We start from the raw sequence: 17,514 nt of genomic DNA on the forward strand, positions 1-17,514 counted from the left end.
TCTTACAAAATTGAAATAACCTGTGTAGCCTTCTGGTAATCGTTTTGCATATCGGTCTGAGTATAAGGCGAATAACGAGCCATTTCACAATTAGCAAGTAGCCGTAAAAAGTCTTCTATTGGTTCTGTATGGATTGTTTTCTCACTCAAAAGCTCTCGGATACGCTCTTTACTAAGTTCCGATGTTTCAATATGTAATTTCGCTTTAAGATAATTGTGTAATCCTCGTTCGAGCGATTCGTAGAAGGCATCTTTTTGTCCCAAATTTTTCTTAGCTGATGACAAATATTTTTTAGCCAATCGGTTCGCTCTACGGATACGATTGCCTTGTGCATCATTTTGTCTTACTTCACGCCAGTTCCAATAGAAAATTCCCAATGGAATAAGCAACAATGGCAACAACCAATACAAATAAAAAGCTACCGATCCGAAGAATGCCTTTTGTTCCATTGGAAGCAAATCGGGTTTCAGTTTCAAAAAACGAAATGCCTCAACAGGCGTAACATCTTGTTTTTGAGCTACTTGATTCGAAGTTGCTCCTTCAATAACATCAATAAGAAGTTCGCCAGACTCTTGGGTTACGTATTTTCCTGTTTCAGGATTGAAAAAATTAAACGATACTGATGGAATCGGGTATTTTCCTTTGTATTGCGGTACAATCGTATAGATATCGGTTACTTTTCCTTGAAGTCCTGAAAGTGAAGTTGTTACTTCTTCTTTATGTTCTGGATCATATACTTCTAAGGCCGATGGAAAATTCAGTTTTGGCATTTCAAAAAGTTTGAAATTTCCTTTTCCTGAAATGATAATTTTAGCCCCTAATGTTTCATCGGCTTTAAGTTCTTTTTTAGACAAATTAGCTTCCATCGTAAAACTACCAACGGCTCCCGAAAAATTAGCGGGTTTTCCTTCTTCGGGCAATTCTTTTACGTTAATAATTTGGTTGCCTGCGGACAGATTTTTAGTCATTGATACAAGCTGCCTACGACCGAAAATATCAACTCTATTGGTTGGCACTTGCAAACCGACAGAAAGTGAGAGAGGTTCAAGAGCTAATTGTCCTGACTTTTGTGGATAAAGAACAACTCGTTTTACTACAATACAGCGATAATTTTTACCATTGTATGTACAATTTTCTATTTCAGGGCGCTTTATTGGAATATCTTCTTTTACAAAATTCAGATACTTTGGGCTTGACACTTCTTCAAATCCGCTAATTCCTAAGTTATCTGACAGATATATTTTATAAACAATTGAAATAGGTTCATTCCAATACGGATTTGTTTTTGAGATTTCTGCCGAAACGAAAATTTGGTCTTTGGTTACTTCGGGTATTTGGTCTGTTGAGGTATCTTCTTCAAAAAATGGGTCAAAACCAAATGGAAATCCTGATGAACGAGGATTCGTATTTGCAGATTGATTTTGTGGATTTTTTACTGGATCGCCCACCTCTACCGAAATAGATTTAGTATAATGCTGCTTACCTTCTATCTCTACAGAAGCAACTCCGATGGTCAGTTTGCCTTTTCGTTGTGGCTGAAGTATATAAATATATGATTTTGAGAAACTTCGCTTCCCGTTAATCCACGAATTGGACACTGATTGACTAGGCCCCATAATTACTTGAAAACCATCAAAATTGGGCGGAGAAAAGTTATCACCATCTTTATTCATTGAGAACTCTACTCGCAAACGCTCGTTTTGTCCCAAAGTTTTTCGACTGACTTCGGCTTTAAATTCAACTTCCGATTGAGCAAAACCGAAGAAAGTTGTAAGTGATAAAAAAACAAATAAAAAATATTGAATATACTTCATTATCAATTGATTTCGATAAGTTAATCGTTACTTTGTGTATGAAAAACGATGCAAAGATAATTGTTTTTGTAAAAAATTTTATCATTACATCCAAAATTATGATTGTTTTGGGTATATTTTTTGTTTATTTATATCTTTAATTTTAGCCATCTTTATAAAAGAAAGATTAACGAATTAGCTGTATAATTAGCTCTTTCAACAAGTCTTCATATGAGATTGTTCCGCTATTTACACCTTTACTTTTAACATCAGTCTGGCGGATACATGCAATGTTTTGACTTACTTTTTTCATCGGATAGTATTGAGAAGCTAAACGATAATCTTTTACAAAATACGGATTAACTTTCAATACTTTTGCCAAATTAGCTTCTGTTTTATCGTTTGTTCCGTGATAAATTAGAAGTTTTTCAAAATAATTATATAAATTAGCTATAATTGGTGGTAATGGATTATCTCGCTGATTTTCAGAAAAATATTTTACAATACGAACTGCTTTTACTTCATCGCGGTTTCCTAAGGCATTTTGAAGTTCAAATACATTAAATTCTTTACTAATTCCGATATTTTTCTCAATAACATCGGGGGTAATTTCTATATTTTGGGGCAAGATAATGCTTAGTTTGTTAAGTTCATTGGCTATTCGGTTCAAATCGGTTCCTAAGAAATCAACCAAAAGTTGTATAGCAACAGGCGAAATTGAATACCCTTTGGTTTTCAGATAAGAAGGTATCCAAGTAGCCACTTGATTTTCATAGAGTTTCTTACTCTCAAAGAGTACATATTTTTTCAGTTCTTTTGCAAGTTTCTTACGCGCGTCTATTTTACCATATTTATAACAAATCACCAAAATAGTTGTTGGGGTAGGATTTTCTACATATACCGAGAGTTGTTCAATAGTTCTGCTAAGCTCTTGGGCTTCTTTAACGATGATAACACGCTTTTCTGCCCCCATAGGAAACTCACGAGCATAGTTAATTAGAGTATCTACCGCTATATCTTTGCCATAAACTACCATTTGATTAAAAGCTTTTTCCATTTCCGAAAGGAGATTTTCTTCGATATAATTACTTATCATATCAATAAAAAAAGGCTCATCACCCATCAAGAAATAAACAGATGAAAGGTTTCCTTTTTGGATTTGGGTTATAATTTGTTGAGCTTCGTTCATAAATTATTATTTTTTTATTCTTTTACTTTGGAGAAAGTTTTTTTATTCAGATATTTGTCCTATGCAAAGATTAAATTTTCCTGATTATCAATTTCGGTTCAAAAGTAGTGAAAATAAGCCATATATTTTCGATATTATTCGGAAAAAATTTGTTGTGCTTCAACCTGAAGAATGGGTAAGACAACACGTGATTCACTTTTTGATAGCTCATAATTATCCGATAAGTCTTATTAGTATTGAAAAGAAATTAACCTTAAATGGACTGACTAAGCGGTACGATATTGTGGTGTATCTTCCCGATGGGCGTTTATTTCTGCTTGTAGAGTGCAAAGCCCCTGAGGTAGAAATAACACAAGAGGTTTTCGACCAAATAGCACGATACAATCTTACTTTGAAAGCTAATAACTTAATGGTTACCAACGGCTTGCAACATTTCTTTTGTCAAATTGATTACACAAACCAACACTTTTTGTTTCTTAAACAAGTTCCTTTTTTCCCGAAAACAAGTTCATAGTTCTTCTTACTGCTTAGCTTATTGATAGTAAAAAAGAACTACTCACAAGCAGCTCTTTTTATTTTGTATCAAATATCAAACGAATTTTACGCTTCGCAACTACTACAATTTATGAAATTAACCATCAATTCTTTGGAAACCGACTGACTGCGTTGGTAATAGAGCGTTTTGACTCCGAGCTTCCAGGCTTCGATAATTACTTTATTAACATCTTTGATAGGCATAGTTGAAGGTATGTTTAGGTTCAAACTCTGTGCTTGATCAATGTATTGCTGACGTTGAGCGGCTTGGGTTACAATTTCCATTGGTGAAATTTCTTTAAAGGTTTTGAAAACATCTTTCTCATGTTTGGTAAGTTCACTTAGATGTTGTACCGATCCGTGATTGAGCATTATACCACGCCACGTTTCCTCATTGTCAATTCCTTTTTCTTGAAGTAAGGTTTTCAAATAGCGATTTTGTCGAATGAAATTCCCTTTTGCCAAGCCTGCTTTGTAATAATTACTTGCATACGGCTCAATACCTGGTGAAACTTGCCCAAGTATTGCCGAACTTGATGTAGTGGGAGCAATGGCGAGCAACGTAGCATTGCGTCTGCCGTAGCCTTTGAGTAGTTCGGGTTCTCCGTAGATATGCGCCAACTCGCGGGTAGCTTTTTCGGCTTCTTCTTGGATATGTCGGAACGCTCGTGCGTTGAATTGTGTTGCTTCAAAGCTTTCAAAAGGAATCATATTCTGTTGTAAATACGAATGATACCCAAGCACTCCCAATCCCAATGCGCGGTGTCGGATAGCAAAATTACGAGCAGATTGCAAATAGTAATTACCTTTGGTCTTTTCAATAAACTCCGAGAGTACAGCATCTAAGAAGTAAATAGCCAATTTAACTGCTTTGGTATCTTTCCACTCATCGAACAAAGCCAAATTCATTGAAGACAAGCAACATATAAACGACTCATCTTCGCTAGAAGGCAACATAATCTCTGAACAAAGATTACTGGCTCGTATGAGCAAATTGTTATCTTTATATACTTGTGGGCGATTACGATTTACGTTGTCGGAGAAGAAGATGTAGGGCATTCCTTTTTGCTGGCGCGACTCAAGCACCTTAGCCCATAGCTTACGCTTGGCTATATCTCCGTCAATCATGTCTTGCATCCAATAATCTGGAACGCATATTCCGAAGAAAAGATTTTGTATTGGGAAGCCAATATCTCGTATTTGCAAGAATTCTTCGGCGTCGGGGTGGTCAATATCCAAATAAGCAGCGAAAGCACCTCTACGTACGCCTCCTTGCGAGACTACGTCCATAGCTGAGTCATAGAGCTTCATAAAGCTAACAGAGCCACTGGACTTTCCGTTGTCTGTAACGGCAGCTCCACGCGAGCGAAGCTCACCGAAGTATCCGGAAGTACCGCCCCCTATTTTGGTTTGCATAATTACTTCACCGAGTTTATGCGTAATACCTTCAATACTATCCGGCACATGTACGTTAAAACACGAGATGGGAAGCCCGCGTTCTGTTCCCATATTTGCCCAAATGGGCGAAGAGAAACTAATCCAACCTTTGGTTATCATCTCTTTGAAAGCGGGTTGTAACTCTGGTTTGTACAGACGGCGAGCAGCAGCACTCGTTATGCGTTCGATAGCTCCTTCTACGGTTTCGCCTTTGAGCAAATAGCCTCTGTTTAGAATTTGTTCGGACTCTTCATTGAGCCACCATATGTTTGCTTCTTCATTCATATTAGTAAGTTCAGTAATACTGATGCGTTATATTATATTTTTTATTGATTTTTCTATTAAAATATGATATGCTTTATGGTAAAAGCATAGGTTTGTGAGCTATATTTCTTCAAATGAAAAACACTTTTGAAGATAAAAATTTTATCCGAAGGAGCAAACCTGTACTAGGGTCGCTTACCACAAGCAAGCACACCTAAGTAGTTGTTTGTCCGTTTTTATTTGGATAAAAAATATAAAAGCTTCTTAACTTGTTACGAAATTCTTCGCTACAAATAGGTCGTTGCTAAGCAACGAAAACACCCGTGCTGAGTTAGATAATTTGACACCACTAAGTATTTGTAAGTGAATTAAGTGGTTTGTTCGTTATGTTTTGCTATTGGTTAAAAGAAACAGGTCTGCGATGTTATGGCTAAGAATGCAAGCCTGCTTCTGTAAAAGACAATTTCTTTATTAAGAAACGTCTTGTTTAAACAACTATTTCTTGAAGGTCGCAAGTTTTACCATATCGCCAAGCATCTTGCCTGGGCGAAAGAGAATATGAGCAGACTTTACTTTGGCTGCGGTAACTTCTTCTTCTTTTTCGGAAGAATTGCCCGTTACACCCATTTGAAGCGTAAAGTACTCGCCTACTCTTACTATTTTTCCTTCTGATAAATCTTGACTAACTTTGGTCAATACAGTTTCGAGTACTGCCAAAATATCACCTTTGGACACGGTTGAAACCGCCGAAGCGTAAGCCGCCAAGTCGCTAAGGTTTGTCTCTCCATCTCCCACAGCTTGCGGATACCACTTAGCAGGTTCGGTGGGTTTCTGCGGGTTTCTTTTCTGCACTGCTTTAATTTTCACTGGCATAAAACACTAATTTTTTTATTAAACAAACTGATTTTCATACAACAAACTTGCGTTGTATCCAATCTTATCTTTCGGACAAAGATACAAAAATAAAGTAAGAACATCTAATGTTTTAATAAATATTTCACTCTTTTGTTTTTCATTACTTCAAATAAGCTTTCGTTGCAAATAATTCTTTTTTCTTTACCAAAAACCTAAACGATACACTTCTTTTTGCTAAAATATTTTATGCTTTGTAAAAGCTACATTGTTCTCTTTTTGAAAAACATCAAAAGGTTTTTATAAAAAGATACGGAGCTTTCTGCAAAAACATCAGGAACTTTTCACAAAAAGATACGGAGCTTTCTGCAAAAACATCAAGAGCTTTTTTACTCTTTATGCAAATCATTCATTTACAACGCTTTAAGCAAACTCATTTTTTCTTTCGATATTAGCTAACAAAACCAAGCTTTGTGTGTCATTTTTCTTCGTAGCTAAAACAAGAAATCTAAGCTTGTTTCAAAGGTTGTGTACGTTTTAGGTACAGGAACAATCGGGGCGGTATCGTAAATAACTCGGTATCCGGCTCTAAATCCGATATGATTTGTAATGTAATACTTCAAGTCGATAGCGCCCGCATATCGAGGTTTTACAAATTGTGTATCGGGTTTGGTTTGGAAAATCCCCGTCAGAATAGTTTTCCATCTCTTGTTTAGAACGTACTTATAGCTAAGGGAATGTGTAGCTTGATGCTACGGCTTTCTTCTGCAATTTCAGGAGTGTTCTCTGGAACGACACGCCATTTTTCATATTCAAAAAACAAGGCTACGTTGGTAAATAGCAGATGATTTTGGTTATGAAACAAACGAAATCGCGACTGTAATCCGGTCGAAATCTTAAAAGGTATACCACGACTTTCTGCCCACTGCGATTCGAAATACGGATATACTTCGGTGGCTTTGCCTATCAGATGCCGATATTCGGTATGAACATACCCACTGCTTAGGGTAACTTGCTCTCCGTATTTGGACAACTCGAACTTATTGATTAGATTCACAACCCGTTATCTTTTTGATAAGAAGATTGATGTTTGCCAAATTTTTGAGCGTACTAACATCTTTATTCTCCGTTTTAAATTCAAAAAAAGGCGAAATCATTCCCTGAATAGTCTTCGTGCTATCTATGTACGTGTTCAAGTTCTCTGAGAAAACCATCTGAGAGTAACTCTTTGTACAGAACAGAACAATACAAACAATGGTTGCGTTGGTTTTCATATTACATGGGTTTTTGGTTGCTAAAACATTTTGTTTATGACACATATTGCAGCTATTCTATACTAACAAATTCCTTTGTTTTTTTCTTAAAAAGAACCTTATTTAATATTGGTATGATAAAGAGCGTTTGTTACGATGATAAACAATTTTCAATAAAACATTCGTTTTCTTTCATACGAATTGTCGTTATTTTTGGTATATTTTATCTTTACCTTTTATGACAAAGTTTCTGAAAAAACACACAAAACCTCGCGATTCAGATATTTTTTCTCATAGATACTATATCAGTCGGAACAGCATAAGGTATGGTTTTCAAATCAATCTTTTGCTTTAAAACAAATCATTGGCAGTGATTGACTTATCGTGTTTTGTATAATCAACAGGGCGCTTTGCAAAAAAGTCATCAAGCGAGTTGGAGAAAACCTCTTCTTCAAACCAAAGCATTGGCTTTGCCTGTGCGGTTGTTATTCCGAAAGGTTTGCCCAAACCAAGCTGAGAAAGCGAGTCGTCTAACCTGTAACGCATATAATTTGCCAAGTCTTTTTTAGTAAAAAAGCCTATTTCTCCTTCTTCAAATATCCAATCGAGCATCTTATCTTCTAAAACAATATATTTTTGTACATCACCGAATACTTCTGTTTTTGCCCGTTGCTTTATCTGTGGATTCTCTTCAAAAATTTTCTTAATAATAAAGAGCCCCGCATTAGCATGTATTTGTTCATCAACCGAAGTCCAAGATACAATATTGGCAATATTCTTCATATATCCTTTAAAACGAGAAAATGATAAAATAGTCGCAAACTGACTAAATAACGAAGCGTTCTCAATAACCAATGTAAAGAATAACATTTTTTCTAATGTTCTATCTCGATTCTTTGTCAAAAAGTCTTTTAATACATTATGTCTTTCCTTAAAAATAGGAACTTCTAATAACTTTTCAAAATCATCATTGTAACCCAGCACCTCTATAAGTCGCGCATAGGCTTCGCTATGACGGAATTCACATTCAGCAAAAGTCGCTCCTAGTCCATTAAATTCTGGCTTTGGGAAAAGGTCGTAAAGGTCTCCCCAAAAGGTTTTGACAGCCACCTCTACTTGTGCAATACCAAGCAAAGAACGCTTTACGGATTCTTTTTCTATAAAAGACAAATTCGATTTAAAGTCCTGAACATCAGCGGTAAATTCTATTTCAGAATGTACCCAAAATGATTTGTTCATCGCATCGACAAATTGCATCACTTCTGGGTATTCGAAGGGTTTGTAATTTTCTCTTCTCTCAAAAATATTCATAATTATTAAAAAGGTTAAAATTAAATTTATACAATATATAAAGGGTTTTATCTTTTAAAACAAATCATTGGCGGTGATTGACTTGTCATGTTTTGTATAATCAACAGGACGCTTTGCAAAAAAGTCATCAAGCGAGTTGGAGAAAACCTCTTCTTCAAACCAAAGCATTGGCTTTGCCTGTGCGGTTGTTATTCCGAAAGGTTTGCCCAAACCAAGCTGAGAAAGCGAGTCGTCTAACCTGTAACGCATATAATTTGCCAAGTCTTTTTTAGTAAAAAAACCTATTTCTCCTTCTTCAAATATCCAATCGAGCATCTTATCTTCTAACTGCATATAGTTTTGAACAAAAGCAGCGGCCTCTTGTTGGGCTTTGTCCTTCATCTGCGGATATTCTTCAAAAATCTTCTTAATAATAAAAATTCCTGCATTGGCATGCAGTTGCTCATCAATCGAAGTCCAAGCAATAATGTTGGCAATGTTCTTCATATATCCTTTAAATCGTGTAAAGGAAAGAATGGTTGCAAACTGACTAAATAACGAAGCGTTCTCAATAATTAAGGTAAAGAAAAGGATACGCTCCATTGCATTCTCCCGATTTTTTGCCAAATACTCTTTCAATACAGCGTTGCGTTCTTTAAATATCGGAACTTCAAGCAATTTTTCAAATTCGTCATTATACCCTAGCACTTCCAAAAGCCGTGAATACGCTTCACTGTGTCGGAACTCACATTCGGCAAAAGTCGCTCCCAACCCGTTAAACTCTGGCTTTGGGAAAAGGTCATAAAGGTCTCCCCAAAAGGTCTTAACCGATACTTCTACTTGTGCAATTCCTAATAAGGCACGCTTAATAGCTTCTTTTTCAATAAACGATAAGTTCGATTTAAAGTCCTGAACATCAGCGGTAAATTCTATTTCAGAATGCACCCAAAATGATTTGTTCATCGCATCGACAAACTCCATAATCTCTGGGTATTCGAAAGGCTTGTAACTTTCTCTTTTATCAAAAATGCTCATATCTGTTAAATTTTATTCTGTTTTCTGAGGTCAAAAATAGAAAAGATATTTGATTCAGGCAAGATAAAAAATTGTTGATAACTCTATTTTTTTACTAAAATCACGTATATAAAAGGGTTGTAAGAACTATTTATTTATCAACATTAAATGTGAATAACTTTTTCAAAAAAAACTTGCTTTTTCGATTTTAACATAACCATTTCAGAATGAAGCGCTAACAAAAATAACAATCTTCCTAACAAGTAGATTAAACTTTCTTTTCAAAATGAAATCATCTCCTATTAGAGTTATAAATAACATCAAAAAGAATGAACCAAAAGCAAAAAAGCCACTTAACAAAAGTTAAGTAGCTTTTTTACATATCATCAAAACAAGTTACAAATCAATTCATTACCATACAAAAAGAGGTCTTTCTTGCATAAATTCATTCACCCGCTCAGCAATGGCTTCCAATGCGTTATCATCGGTAGCATTTTCAATAGCTTGGTCGATAAACTCCGCAACTATTTGCATATCTGCTTCTTTAAGTCCGCGCGTAGTAATAGCTGCTGTACCAAAACGGATACCGCTGGTTACAAACGGATTCTTGTCATCGAATGGTACCATATTCTTATTGGCTGTAATATCGGCTTTGACCAATGCATTCTCTGCTTCTTTTCCGCTGATATTTTTATTTCGCAAATCAATCAGCATCACGTGGTTGTCTGTCCCTCCTGAAACAATATTGTATCCTTTTTCTATTAGGCAAGAAGCTAATTTCTTCGCATTCTTCTGAACTTGAATTACGTAATGTAGGAACCCGTCTGAAAGAGCCTCTGTGAAAGCAACCGCCTTGGCCGCTATAATATGTTCTAATGGACCACCTTGATTACCTGGGAAAACAGCTCCATCAATCAGTGAAGACATCATACGAATCTCGCCCTTGGGAGTCTTAAATCCATACGGATTTTCAAAATCTTTCCCCATCATTATCAAACCTCCACGAGGTCCTCTGAGGGTTTTGTGCGTAGTGGTTGTTACAAAATGGCAATGTGGAATTGGGTCATTTAACAAACCCTTGGCGATAAGCCCCGCTGGATGAGCTATATCTGCCAATAGCAACGCCCCTACACTATCAGCAATTTCTCTAAATCGCTTAAAATCTATATCTCTTGAATATGCAGATGCTCCACAAATAATCATCTTAGGACGTTGTTTTTTAGCAATTTCTTCTATTTTGTCATAATTCAAACAACCTGTTTCTTTCTCAACCCCATAAAAATAAGGTTTGTACAATTTTCCTGAGAAATTAACAGGTGAGCCATGTGTTAGATGCCCGCCATGCGAAAGGTCAAAACCTAAAATAACATCACCTGGGTTTAAACACGCCGAATATACAGCTGCATTCGCCTGTGAACCACTATGAGGCTGTACATTCACGTATGTAGCTCCAAAAAGAGCCTTGGCGCGATCAATTGCCAATTGCTCTATTTCATCAACTACCTGACAACCACCATAATAACGCCGACCCGGATATCCCTCTGCATATTTGTTAGTAAGAATAGACCCCGCAGCTTGCATCACTTGTTCACTTACAAAATTTTCAGAAGCAATTAACTCTATACCACTGATTTGACGCTCTCTTTCGGCTTCTATCAGTTCAAAAATTTGCTCATCGCGTTGCATAATAAATAATTTTAAGAAATTCAGAACGACAAAAATACTACTTTTTTTTGATTTGTAAAATATTTTATCTGGTATTTATTTTTCTTGCTTTTTAGCCAATTCCCAAAGAGAATCCATCTGAGAAAGCGTTAATTGAGATAAATCTTTTCCTTTTTCAAACACTTCATTTTCAATAAATTGAAATCTTTTGATAAATTTTTTATTGGTATACTCTAAGGCATTTTCAGGATTTACTTTCAGAAAACGAGCATAATTGACAAGACTGAACAATACATCTCCAAATTCTTTTTCAATAAGTTCCTGATTTTCAGATTGTATTTCTTGTTGAAGTTCTAATAATTCTTCTTGAATTTTCTTAAAAACATCTTCTTTGTTATCCCAATCAAAACCAATTCCTGATGCTTTTTCTTGTATGCGAAAAGCCTTAACAAGTGCTGGCAAACTCTTTGGAACTCCGCTCAAAACACTTTTATTTCCTGTTTTTAGTTTTATTTTTTCCCAATTTCGTTTTACATCATCTTCATTTTCTACTTTTGCATCGGCATAAATATGTGGATGTCGCTCAATAAGTTTATCACACTGGCTATTGATTACATCTGCAATATCAAAAACGTTTTGTTCGCTTGCAATCTTGGCATAAAAAACCAGATGTAAAAACAAATCGCCAAGTTCTTTTTTGACTTCGTCCAAATTAGTTTCCAAAATAGCATCGGTAAGTTCGTACATTTCTTCAATGGTCAAATGTCGAAGGCTCTGCATGGTTTGTTTTTTGTCCCAAGGACATTGAGCACGCAAATCGTCCATAATATCCAAAAGTCGCGAAAAAGCCTGTAATTTTTGTTCCTTTGTATTCATTTTTTCTAATTTTTATTTTAATTCAATTTTGAAATAGCAAATTTATTGGAAAAATCACAAAAAAAGAGTTTCTTTGCAAAAATATTTATTTATAATGATTGATTTTGATATTTTTGATTCATTTCCAAAAATTTCTACTAAACAATGGAAACAAAAAATTCAGTTTGAACTGGAAGGAGACGATTATAACAAACGTTGCATTTGGCAATCTGCTGAAGAAATTGCCATCAATTCGTTTTATAATGCCGAAACCACAGCTTCTTTGCGTTTTTTTTGGGAGCGAAATACTCAATTACTTATTCCTATTTCGGAAAATATAATCAACGATATTTTTGCACAATATACAGATTTTGAACAATTTATAATCAATAATACTTTGCAAAAAGAATTTATTCCTTTTTTGGATAAATTACCAAAAAATAAAACTTTTTTCTTACCAATTCATCAGAAACTTTCTAAACAAGACTTAGACAAAATATTTTCTTTACCTAATATTCAGTTACTATTTGACCCCATTGGAAATTTGGCAAAAACAGGGAATTTCTTTGAAAATAAATCGAAAGACATAGAGATATGGAAATCAATATTTTATGAGGATAAAAATCTTTTTATTGATGCTCAATTTCTTGCCGAAAGCGGAGCAACACACTTGCAACAAATCGCCTATACATTGGCTATTTTGAGCGATTATATCTCCTTTTTGGAAGAAACTCCTACGTCTTTCCGTGTAACTATACAAATAGCCTCTCTTCCCGATTTATATTTGGAAGCCCCTAAAATAAAAGCACTTCGTTGGCTTTTTGAAAGTATATTCAATATTAACAAAAGTATTGATTTAGAGATAATTAGCAATCCATCTACACGTTTTACAAGTTTTCTAAAAGATGAAAAAGAGTATAATGAAATTCGCTACAAATGGACTCTGCAAGGTGCTATTTGGGGAGGTTGTAATTATTTTATACCGCAAAAGCCTTTTGAGGCAACTATAAATATAAATTTTTTAGAATTTTGCAGAAAAAAAATAAAGGAAAACACAACAAATCCTATAAATAATTCTTTCTACTTTGATACTATTACATACCAAATGGCTCAAAAATCATTAAGAATTTGGCAAAGTATTGTTTCTAACAAAGGTTTTTTATCACAACTAAAAAACCATATTATTCAGCGAAAAATAAAAGAAAAATCACGCTCCAAAAATCAGGATTTTTATTCTGATTTTAGTCCCCAAAACACTAATTTACAAGAATTTGCAAAAGAATTTTTGCATAAAAAAAATTATCAAAAAACCTTACTTGAACCCATCTTACCCAAGCGAGTTACTGAACTTTACGAACAAAAATTTTTGAAAAATGAACAAAATCGACCCTTTTCAAATAAAATTGATTGATTGTGCACAGCCTAATACGCTTCCTCCTATTGATTTTGCAGGATTTCCTCCTTTTATCAGAGGAAATAATGTGTTAAATGAATTTCCAAAAATCATTGATAAACAAGAACTTACCATTAAAACTATACTTGATTTCGCACCAGCATACCAATATAAAAATCAGCTTGTTGTTCAGTATAATTTTTTTGAAAATTCTTTGGAAGAAATCACAAAAACACTTCAAAAAATAGTAAAATATTCTACCTACAACGCTATCAAAATAGGTTTTTTGATTGATTTTTACCAACATAATCCATTTGAAAAAATAGCTTTGGTAAGAGCCTTACGAGGTATTTGGTATATTCTGTCAAAACAAGAAAAAACAACTAATAATCAAATAGATATATGGAGTTTCATTGACGAATCATCTTTTGAAAATTTACCTTTTATTGTTGCTTGCCAAACCTATTTTCTTGTTGCTGAAAAAAATATAATTCCTTATATCATTCAAAATAAAAATCTTTTTTATTCGCATACCATAGACCTTTTCGCAGGCAACTCATTGATAGAAGAAAAAACTTATTTTTTTATTAACGAAATACACAAATTTATTAAAAATCAATAAATTACAAATACACAAAATATTCTATGGTTAAATAAATACAAAAATACCATCTTTTGAATTAGGAACAAAATTATTTTATTATTTTTGCATCTTTATAAGGCATCTACTAAAAAATGCAAAAAGTTTTTTTACCAATTATCATACTATTAGCCTCGTTTTCCATACTGGGGCGATTACTTTATTTACAAGTCATAGCACATAGACAATCTGCGAATGACCTTGCAAATGACGTAGCTATTGAGGTAATGCTTGATTATCCACAACGAGGCAATATATTTGATCGCAATGGAAAATTACTTGTTTCTAATCAACCTGCTTACGATGTAATGATTGTTCCTCGTGAGGTAAAACCATTAGATACTTTAGAGTTTTGCAATCTACTTAGTATTGATAAAAATATTTTTATAGAACGATTCGAAAAAGCAAGAAATTTTTCTAAAATCAAACCTTCTGTTTTTGTAAGCCAACTCTCCAAAGAAGAATACGCACCCTTACAAGAAAAATTACGTAAATACGCTGGTTTTTATATCCAAAAACGCTCCCTTCGACACTACACAACCCATAGTGGAGGTAATATATTGGGATATATTAGCGAGGTGAATGATTGGGAATTGAAGCAAAACCCTTATTATCTGTCTGGAGAACTCATTGGAAGACAGGGAGTTGAACGACAATATGAAGAATTTTTACGTGGTAAAAAAGGGATTCGTTATTTTCAAAAAGACAAGCACAATCGTATTATTGGTAGCTACAAAGATGGCATTTTCGATACACTTCCCATTGCTGGAAAATCGCTCGAACTTACCATTGATGAATCTCTACAAACTTATGGCGAATTACTTATGCAAAACAAACGTGGAGGTATTGTAGCTATTGAACCCAAAACAGGTGAGATATTGGCTCTTATTTCAGCTCCTTCGTATGACCCTAACTTACTTGTTGGACGCAAACGTTCAGAAAATTACACCAAACTATATAACGACTCATTAGCTAAACCTTTATACGACAGAGCTTTACTGGCAGAATATCCGCCTGGTTCTACTTTCAAAACATTGACAGCTTTGGTAGGATTGCAAGAAGGAGTAATGACCCCTGAGTCGGTCGTACCTTGCGCAGGTGGATATCATTATGGTTCTCGTATAATGAAATGCCACACTCATGGGGCGCCTTATGATATGCTCCACGCAATAGCTACTTCATGTAATTCATATTTTGCCCACGAATACAAACGTGTTGTTGAGAAATATCCGTCCGCAGCACAAGGAGTTGATGCTTGGAGTAACCATTTGAAAAGTTTTGGACTTGGCCAATTTTTAGGAAGTGATTTCCCTATTGGGAGAAAAGGAAATATTCCCGATTCTAATCTATATAATAAACAATATGGAAAAAATCGTTGGGGAGCTACTTACAATATTTCAAACGGAATTGGGCAAGGAGAAATTCTGGTAACTCCCTTGCAACTTGCCAATGTCGTGGCAGCTATCTCAAACAAAGGATACTATTACACACCTCATATTGTTCGCAAAATTGACGGAAAAAAAACTCCCTTCACACAATATACGATTGCAAAACACACCACAATTGATTCAAAACACTTTGAAACAATCATCCAAGGAATGAATCTGGCTTATACTTCAGGAACTGCTCGCGGTACTCAGATAGAAGGAGTTAATATCGCTGCCAAAACAGGAACTGCCGAAAATTATATCAAAGTAGGAGGAAAACGGATGCAATTGACTGACCACTCTATTTTTGCTGCTTTTGCTCCCGTTGAAGACCCAAAAATCGCCATAGTTGTATTTGTCGAAAATGGATATTTTGGAGCCAGAATTGCAGGTCCGATCACTTCCCTTCTGATAGAAAAATATCTTAACGGAAGCGTTGCCCGCCCTGAATTAGAACAAAGAATGCTTGAAAAAAGCTTAGAAGACGAATATGCCAAACCTTACTCAGGACAACCTTTTTTAATCAATCAACGATAATATGAGCCATAGAAATATTATAAATCAAATCGATTGGATAAGCATACTGATATACCTTATGTTAGTTTGTATTGGCTGGGTTTGTATTTATGCAACAGGTTATGACCCTGAAACTACTCAATTATTTGATTTTAACCAATATCATACCAAACAATTCTTTTTCATTATTTCAAGTTTCGTTTTAATTATCGTTATTCTTTCTATTGAAGCCAAATTCTACGAACGTTTTTCAAGTATTTTCTTTATTATATCACTTATTCTTTTGGCAGGATTATTTGTTTTTGGTAAAAAAATAAATGGCGCAACTGCTTGGTATAGTTTTGGAGCAATAACTATTCAACCAGCGGAATTTGCTAAAGTTGCCACTGCTTTAATTTTTGCAAAACAACTCAGTAGCATACAAATTGATATACGCAATTTGAATGATTTGCTAAAAATTTTACTTATCATTGCCATTCCCTGTGGGCTTATCATATTGCAACCTGATCCTGGTAGTGTATTGGTTTATGCTTCGTTTATTTTTATTCTTTATAGAGAAGGAATGAAGCCGCTCTTTATGTTTATCATTATACTTTTTGCTTCATTATTTATCGCAACATTAAAATTTGGCGTATCTGAAACAATAATTATCTTCATTTTTCTAACACTTTTGTATGGTTATTGGGTGAAACGCAAAACTAAGTTTATCCCCTTCAAAAACATGTTTTTGCTCATTACAATTTGTCTATTTATTTGTCTTTCAACCTCAATAATATACAATCAAGTATTCAAACCCCACCATCGCGACCGATTTAGCTTATGGCTTCGTCTTGACAATGACATCACTCGTAATGCTCAGTTAAGACAAACTGCTGGATACAACACCTATCAATCCGAATCAGCAATTAGCTCAGGTGGACTAACAGGTAAAGGCTTTCTTGAAGGCACTCGCACTAAGGGCGGATTTGTTCCAGAACAACATACTGATTATATTTTTACGACTTTGGGCGAAGAATGGGGCTTTTATGGCACTTCAACAGTCGTTATCCTATTTACTCTACTTCTGTTACGCTTGTGGTTCTTAGCAGAGCGCCAACGCTCTGCTTTTAACAGAATATATGGATATAGTGTAGTTTCTATTTTATTTATTCATTTTTGTGTAAATATTGGAATGGTTATCGGACTTCTTCCAACTATTGGTATTCCTCTTCCTTTTTTCAGTTATGGAGGTTCAGGTCTCTGGGGTTTTACAATGCTTTTATTTATCTTTCTTCGATTAGATGCTTCTCGTGGAGATAGTTGGGCAAGTGACTTTTATCACTAATTGTTTTCATCTTAAAGATGTACTTTTTGTTAAAAATAAAGTTTGGCATAATATTTGGTGAGTTTTTG

Annotated in this window: 15 protein-coding genes; 5 read left to right on the top strand and 10 right to left on the bottom strand. The window is 34.8% G+C overall.

The window, feature by feature from the left end:
* Positions 1-2: 2 nt before the first annotated feature.
* The gene (locus OO775_RS03220) at positions 3-1,814 is read right to left on the bottom strand and encodes a BatD family protein (protein WP_264845569.1); all 1,812 of its coding nucleotides are present in this window, start codon (positions 1,812-1,814) and stop codon (positions 3-5) included.
* A 166-nt stretch (positions 1,815-1,980) separates the two neighbouring features.
* Complete coding sequence (gene holA / locus OO775_RS03225) at positions 1,981-2,982, bottom strand: DNA polymerase III subunit delta (RefSeq protein WP_264845570.1); 1,002 nt, start codon at positions 2,980-2,982, stop codon at positions 1,981-1,983.
* Between the two features lie 61 nt (positions 2,983-3,043).
* Between holA and OO775_RS03230 the strand changes: the two genes are divergently transcribed.
* Positions 3,044-3,496, top strand: coding sequence for a type I restriction enzyme HsdR N-terminal domain-containing protein (locus OO775_RS03230; RefSeq protein ID WP_264845571.1), 453 nt, complete (start codon positions 3,044-3,046; stop codon positions 3,494-3,496).
* An 86-nt stretch (positions 3,497-3,582) separates the two neighbouring features.
* Here OO775_RS03230 and OO775_RS03235 read toward each other — a convergent pair whose 3' ends face one another.
* The 8 genes from OO775_RS03235 to mazG form a co-directional block, all read right to left on the bottom strand.
* Complete coding sequence (locus tag OO775_RS03235) at positions 3,583-5,238, bottom strand: ribonucleoside-diphosphate reductase subunit alpha (RefSeq protein WP_264845572.1); 1,656 nt, start codon at positions 5,236-5,238, stop codon at positions 3,583-3,585.
* A gap of 474 nt (positions 5,239-5,712) precedes the next feature.
* A complete protein-coding gene (locus tag OO775_RS03240; protein WP_264845573.1) occupies positions 5,713-6,090 on the bottom strand; it encodes an HU family DNA-binding protein in 378 nt (125 codons plus the stop codon).
* 691 nt (positions 6,091-6,781) lie between these two features.
* Positions 6,782-7,126 carry a hypothetical protein gene (locus tag OO775_RS14055; protein WP_309297236.1) on the bottom strand — a complete coding sequence of 115 codons (345 nt, stop codon included), beginning with the start codon at positions 7,124-7,126 and terminating at the stop codon, positions 6,782-6,784.
* Positions 7,110-7,343 (bottom strand): hypothetical protein, encoded by a 234-nt coding sequence (locus OO775_RS14060; protein WP_309297237.1) that lies wholly within the window; start codon positions 7,341-7,343, stop codon positions 7,110-7,112. Before OO775_RS14060 ends, OO775_RS14055 begins: the two co-directional genes overlap by 17 nt.
* Positions 7,344-7,673: 330 nt before the next feature.
* Positions 7,674-8,633 carry a ribonucleotide-diphosphate reductase subunit beta gene (locus OO775_RS03250; protein WP_264845574.1) on the bottom strand — a complete coding sequence of 320 codons (960 nt, stop codon included), beginning with the start codon at positions 8,631-8,633 and terminating at the stop codon, positions 7,674-7,676.
* Between the two features lie 54 nt (positions 8,634-8,687).
* The gene (locus OO775_RS03255; protein ID WP_264845575.1) at positions 8,688-9,647 is read right to left on the bottom strand and encodes a ribonucleotide-diphosphate reductase subunit beta; all 960 of its coding nucleotides are present in this window, start codon (positions 9,645-9,647) and stop codon (positions 8,688-8,690) included.
* Between the two features lie 390 nt (positions 9,648-10,037).
* A complete protein-coding gene (gene glyA / locus OO775_RS03260; RefSeq protein WP_264845576.1) occupies positions 10,038-11,312 on the bottom strand; it encodes a serine hydroxymethyltransferase in 1,275 nt (424 codons plus the stop codon).
* A 75-nt stretch (positions 11,313-11,387) separates the two neighbouring features.
* The gene (gene mazG, locus OO775_RS03265) at positions 11,388-12,167 is read right to left on the bottom strand and encodes a nucleoside triphosphate pyrophosphohydrolase (protein WP_264845577.1); all 780 of its coding nucleotides are present in this window, start codon (positions 12,165-12,167) and stop codon (positions 11,388-11,390) included.
* Between the two features lie 73 nt (positions 12,168-12,240).
* Between mazG and OO775_RS03270 the strand changes: the two genes are divergently transcribed.
* The 4 genes from OO775_RS03270 (at position 12,241) to rodA (ending at position 17,446) form a co-directional block, all read left to right on the top strand.
* Positions 12,241-13,557, top strand: coding sequence for a methylmalonyl-CoA mutase family protein (locus tag OO775_RS03270; protein ID WP_264845578.1), 1,317 nt, complete (start codon positions 12,241-12,243; stop codon positions 13,555-13,557).
* Positions 13,520-14,161 (top strand): hypothetical protein, encoded by a 642-nt coding sequence (locus OO775_RS03275; RefSeq protein WP_264845579.1) that lies wholly within the window; start codon positions 13,520-13,522, stop codon positions 14,159-14,161. The genes OO775_RS03270 and OO775_RS03275 overlap by 38 nt, the downstream gene beginning before the upstream one ends.
* 113 nt (positions 14,162-14,274) lie before the next feature.
* Complete coding sequence (gene mrdA / locus OO775_RS03280) at positions 14,275-16,143, top strand: penicillin-binding protein 2 (RefSeq protein ID WP_264845580.1); 1,869 nt, start codon at positions 14,275-14,277, stop codon at positions 16,141-16,143.
* A gap of 1 nt (position 16,144) precedes the next feature.
* Positions 16,145-17,446 carry a rod shape-determining protein RodA gene (rodA, locus tag OO775_RS03285; RefSeq protein ID WP_264845581.1) on the top strand — a complete coding sequence of 434 codons (1,302 nt, stop codon included), beginning with the start codon at positions 16,145-16,147 and terminating at the stop codon, positions 17,444-17,446.
* Positions 17,447-17,514 lie beyond the last annotated feature (68 nt).

Source organism: Capnocytophaga catalasegens (assembly GCF_026005215.1).
GTDB classification, from domain to species: Bacteria; Bacteroidota; Bacteroidia; order Flavobacteriales; family Flavobacteriaceae; genus Capnocytophaga; species Capnocytophaga catalasegens.

Excerpts from the sequence above, each read along its gene's own strand:
- OO775_RS03220 (WP_264845569.1), bottom strand. The coding sequence starts at position 1,814 with ATGAAGTATATTCAATATTTTTTATTTGTTTTTTTATCACTTACAACT.
- holA (WP_264845570.1), bottom strand. The coding sequence starts at position 2,982 with ATGAACGAAGCTCAACAAATTATAACCCAAATCCAAAAAGGAAACCTT.
- OO775_RS03230 (WP_264845571.1), top strand. The coding sequence starts at position 3,044 with ATGCAAAGATTAAATTTTCCTGATTATCAATTTCGGTTCAAAAGTAGT.
- OO775_RS03235 (WP_264845572.1), bottom strand. The coding sequence starts at position 5,238 with ATGAATGAAGAAGCAAACATATGGTGGCTCAATGAAGAGTCCGAACAA.
- OO775_RS03240 (WP_264845573.1), bottom strand. The coding sequence starts at position 6,090 with ATGCCAGTGAAAATTAAAGCAGTGCAGAAAAGAAACCCGCAGAAACCC.
- OO775_RS14060 (WP_309297237.1), bottom strand. The coding sequence starts at position 7,343 with ATGAAAACCAACGCAACCATTGTTTGTATTGTTCTGTTCTGTACAAAG.
- OO775_RS03250 (WP_264845574.1), bottom strand. The coding sequence starts at position 8,633 with ATGAATATTTTTGAGAGAAGAGAAAATTACAAACCCTTCGAATACCCA.
- OO775_RS03255 (WP_264845575.1), bottom strand. The coding sequence starts at position 9,647 with ATGAGCATTTTTGATAAAAGAGAAAGTTACAAGCCTTTCGAATACCCA.
- glyA (WP_264845576.1), bottom strand. The coding sequence starts at position 11,312 with ATGCAACGCGATGAGCAAATTTTTGAACTGATAGAAGCCGAAAGAGAG.
- mazG (WP_264845577.1), bottom strand. The coding sequence starts at position 12,167 with ATGAATACAAAGGAACAAAAATTACAGGCTTTTTCGCGACTTTTGGAT.
- OO775_RS03275 (WP_264845579.1), top strand. The coding sequence starts at position 13,520 with ATGAACAAAATCGACCCTTTTCAAATAAAATTGATTGATTGTGCACAG.
- mrdA (WP_264845580.1), top strand. The coding sequence starts at position 14,275 with ATGCAAAAAGTTTTTTTACCAATTATCATACTATTAGCCTCGTTTTCC.
- rodA (WP_264845581.1), top strand. The coding sequence starts at position 16,145 with ATGAGCCATAGAAATATTATAAATCAAATCGATTGGATAAGCATACTG.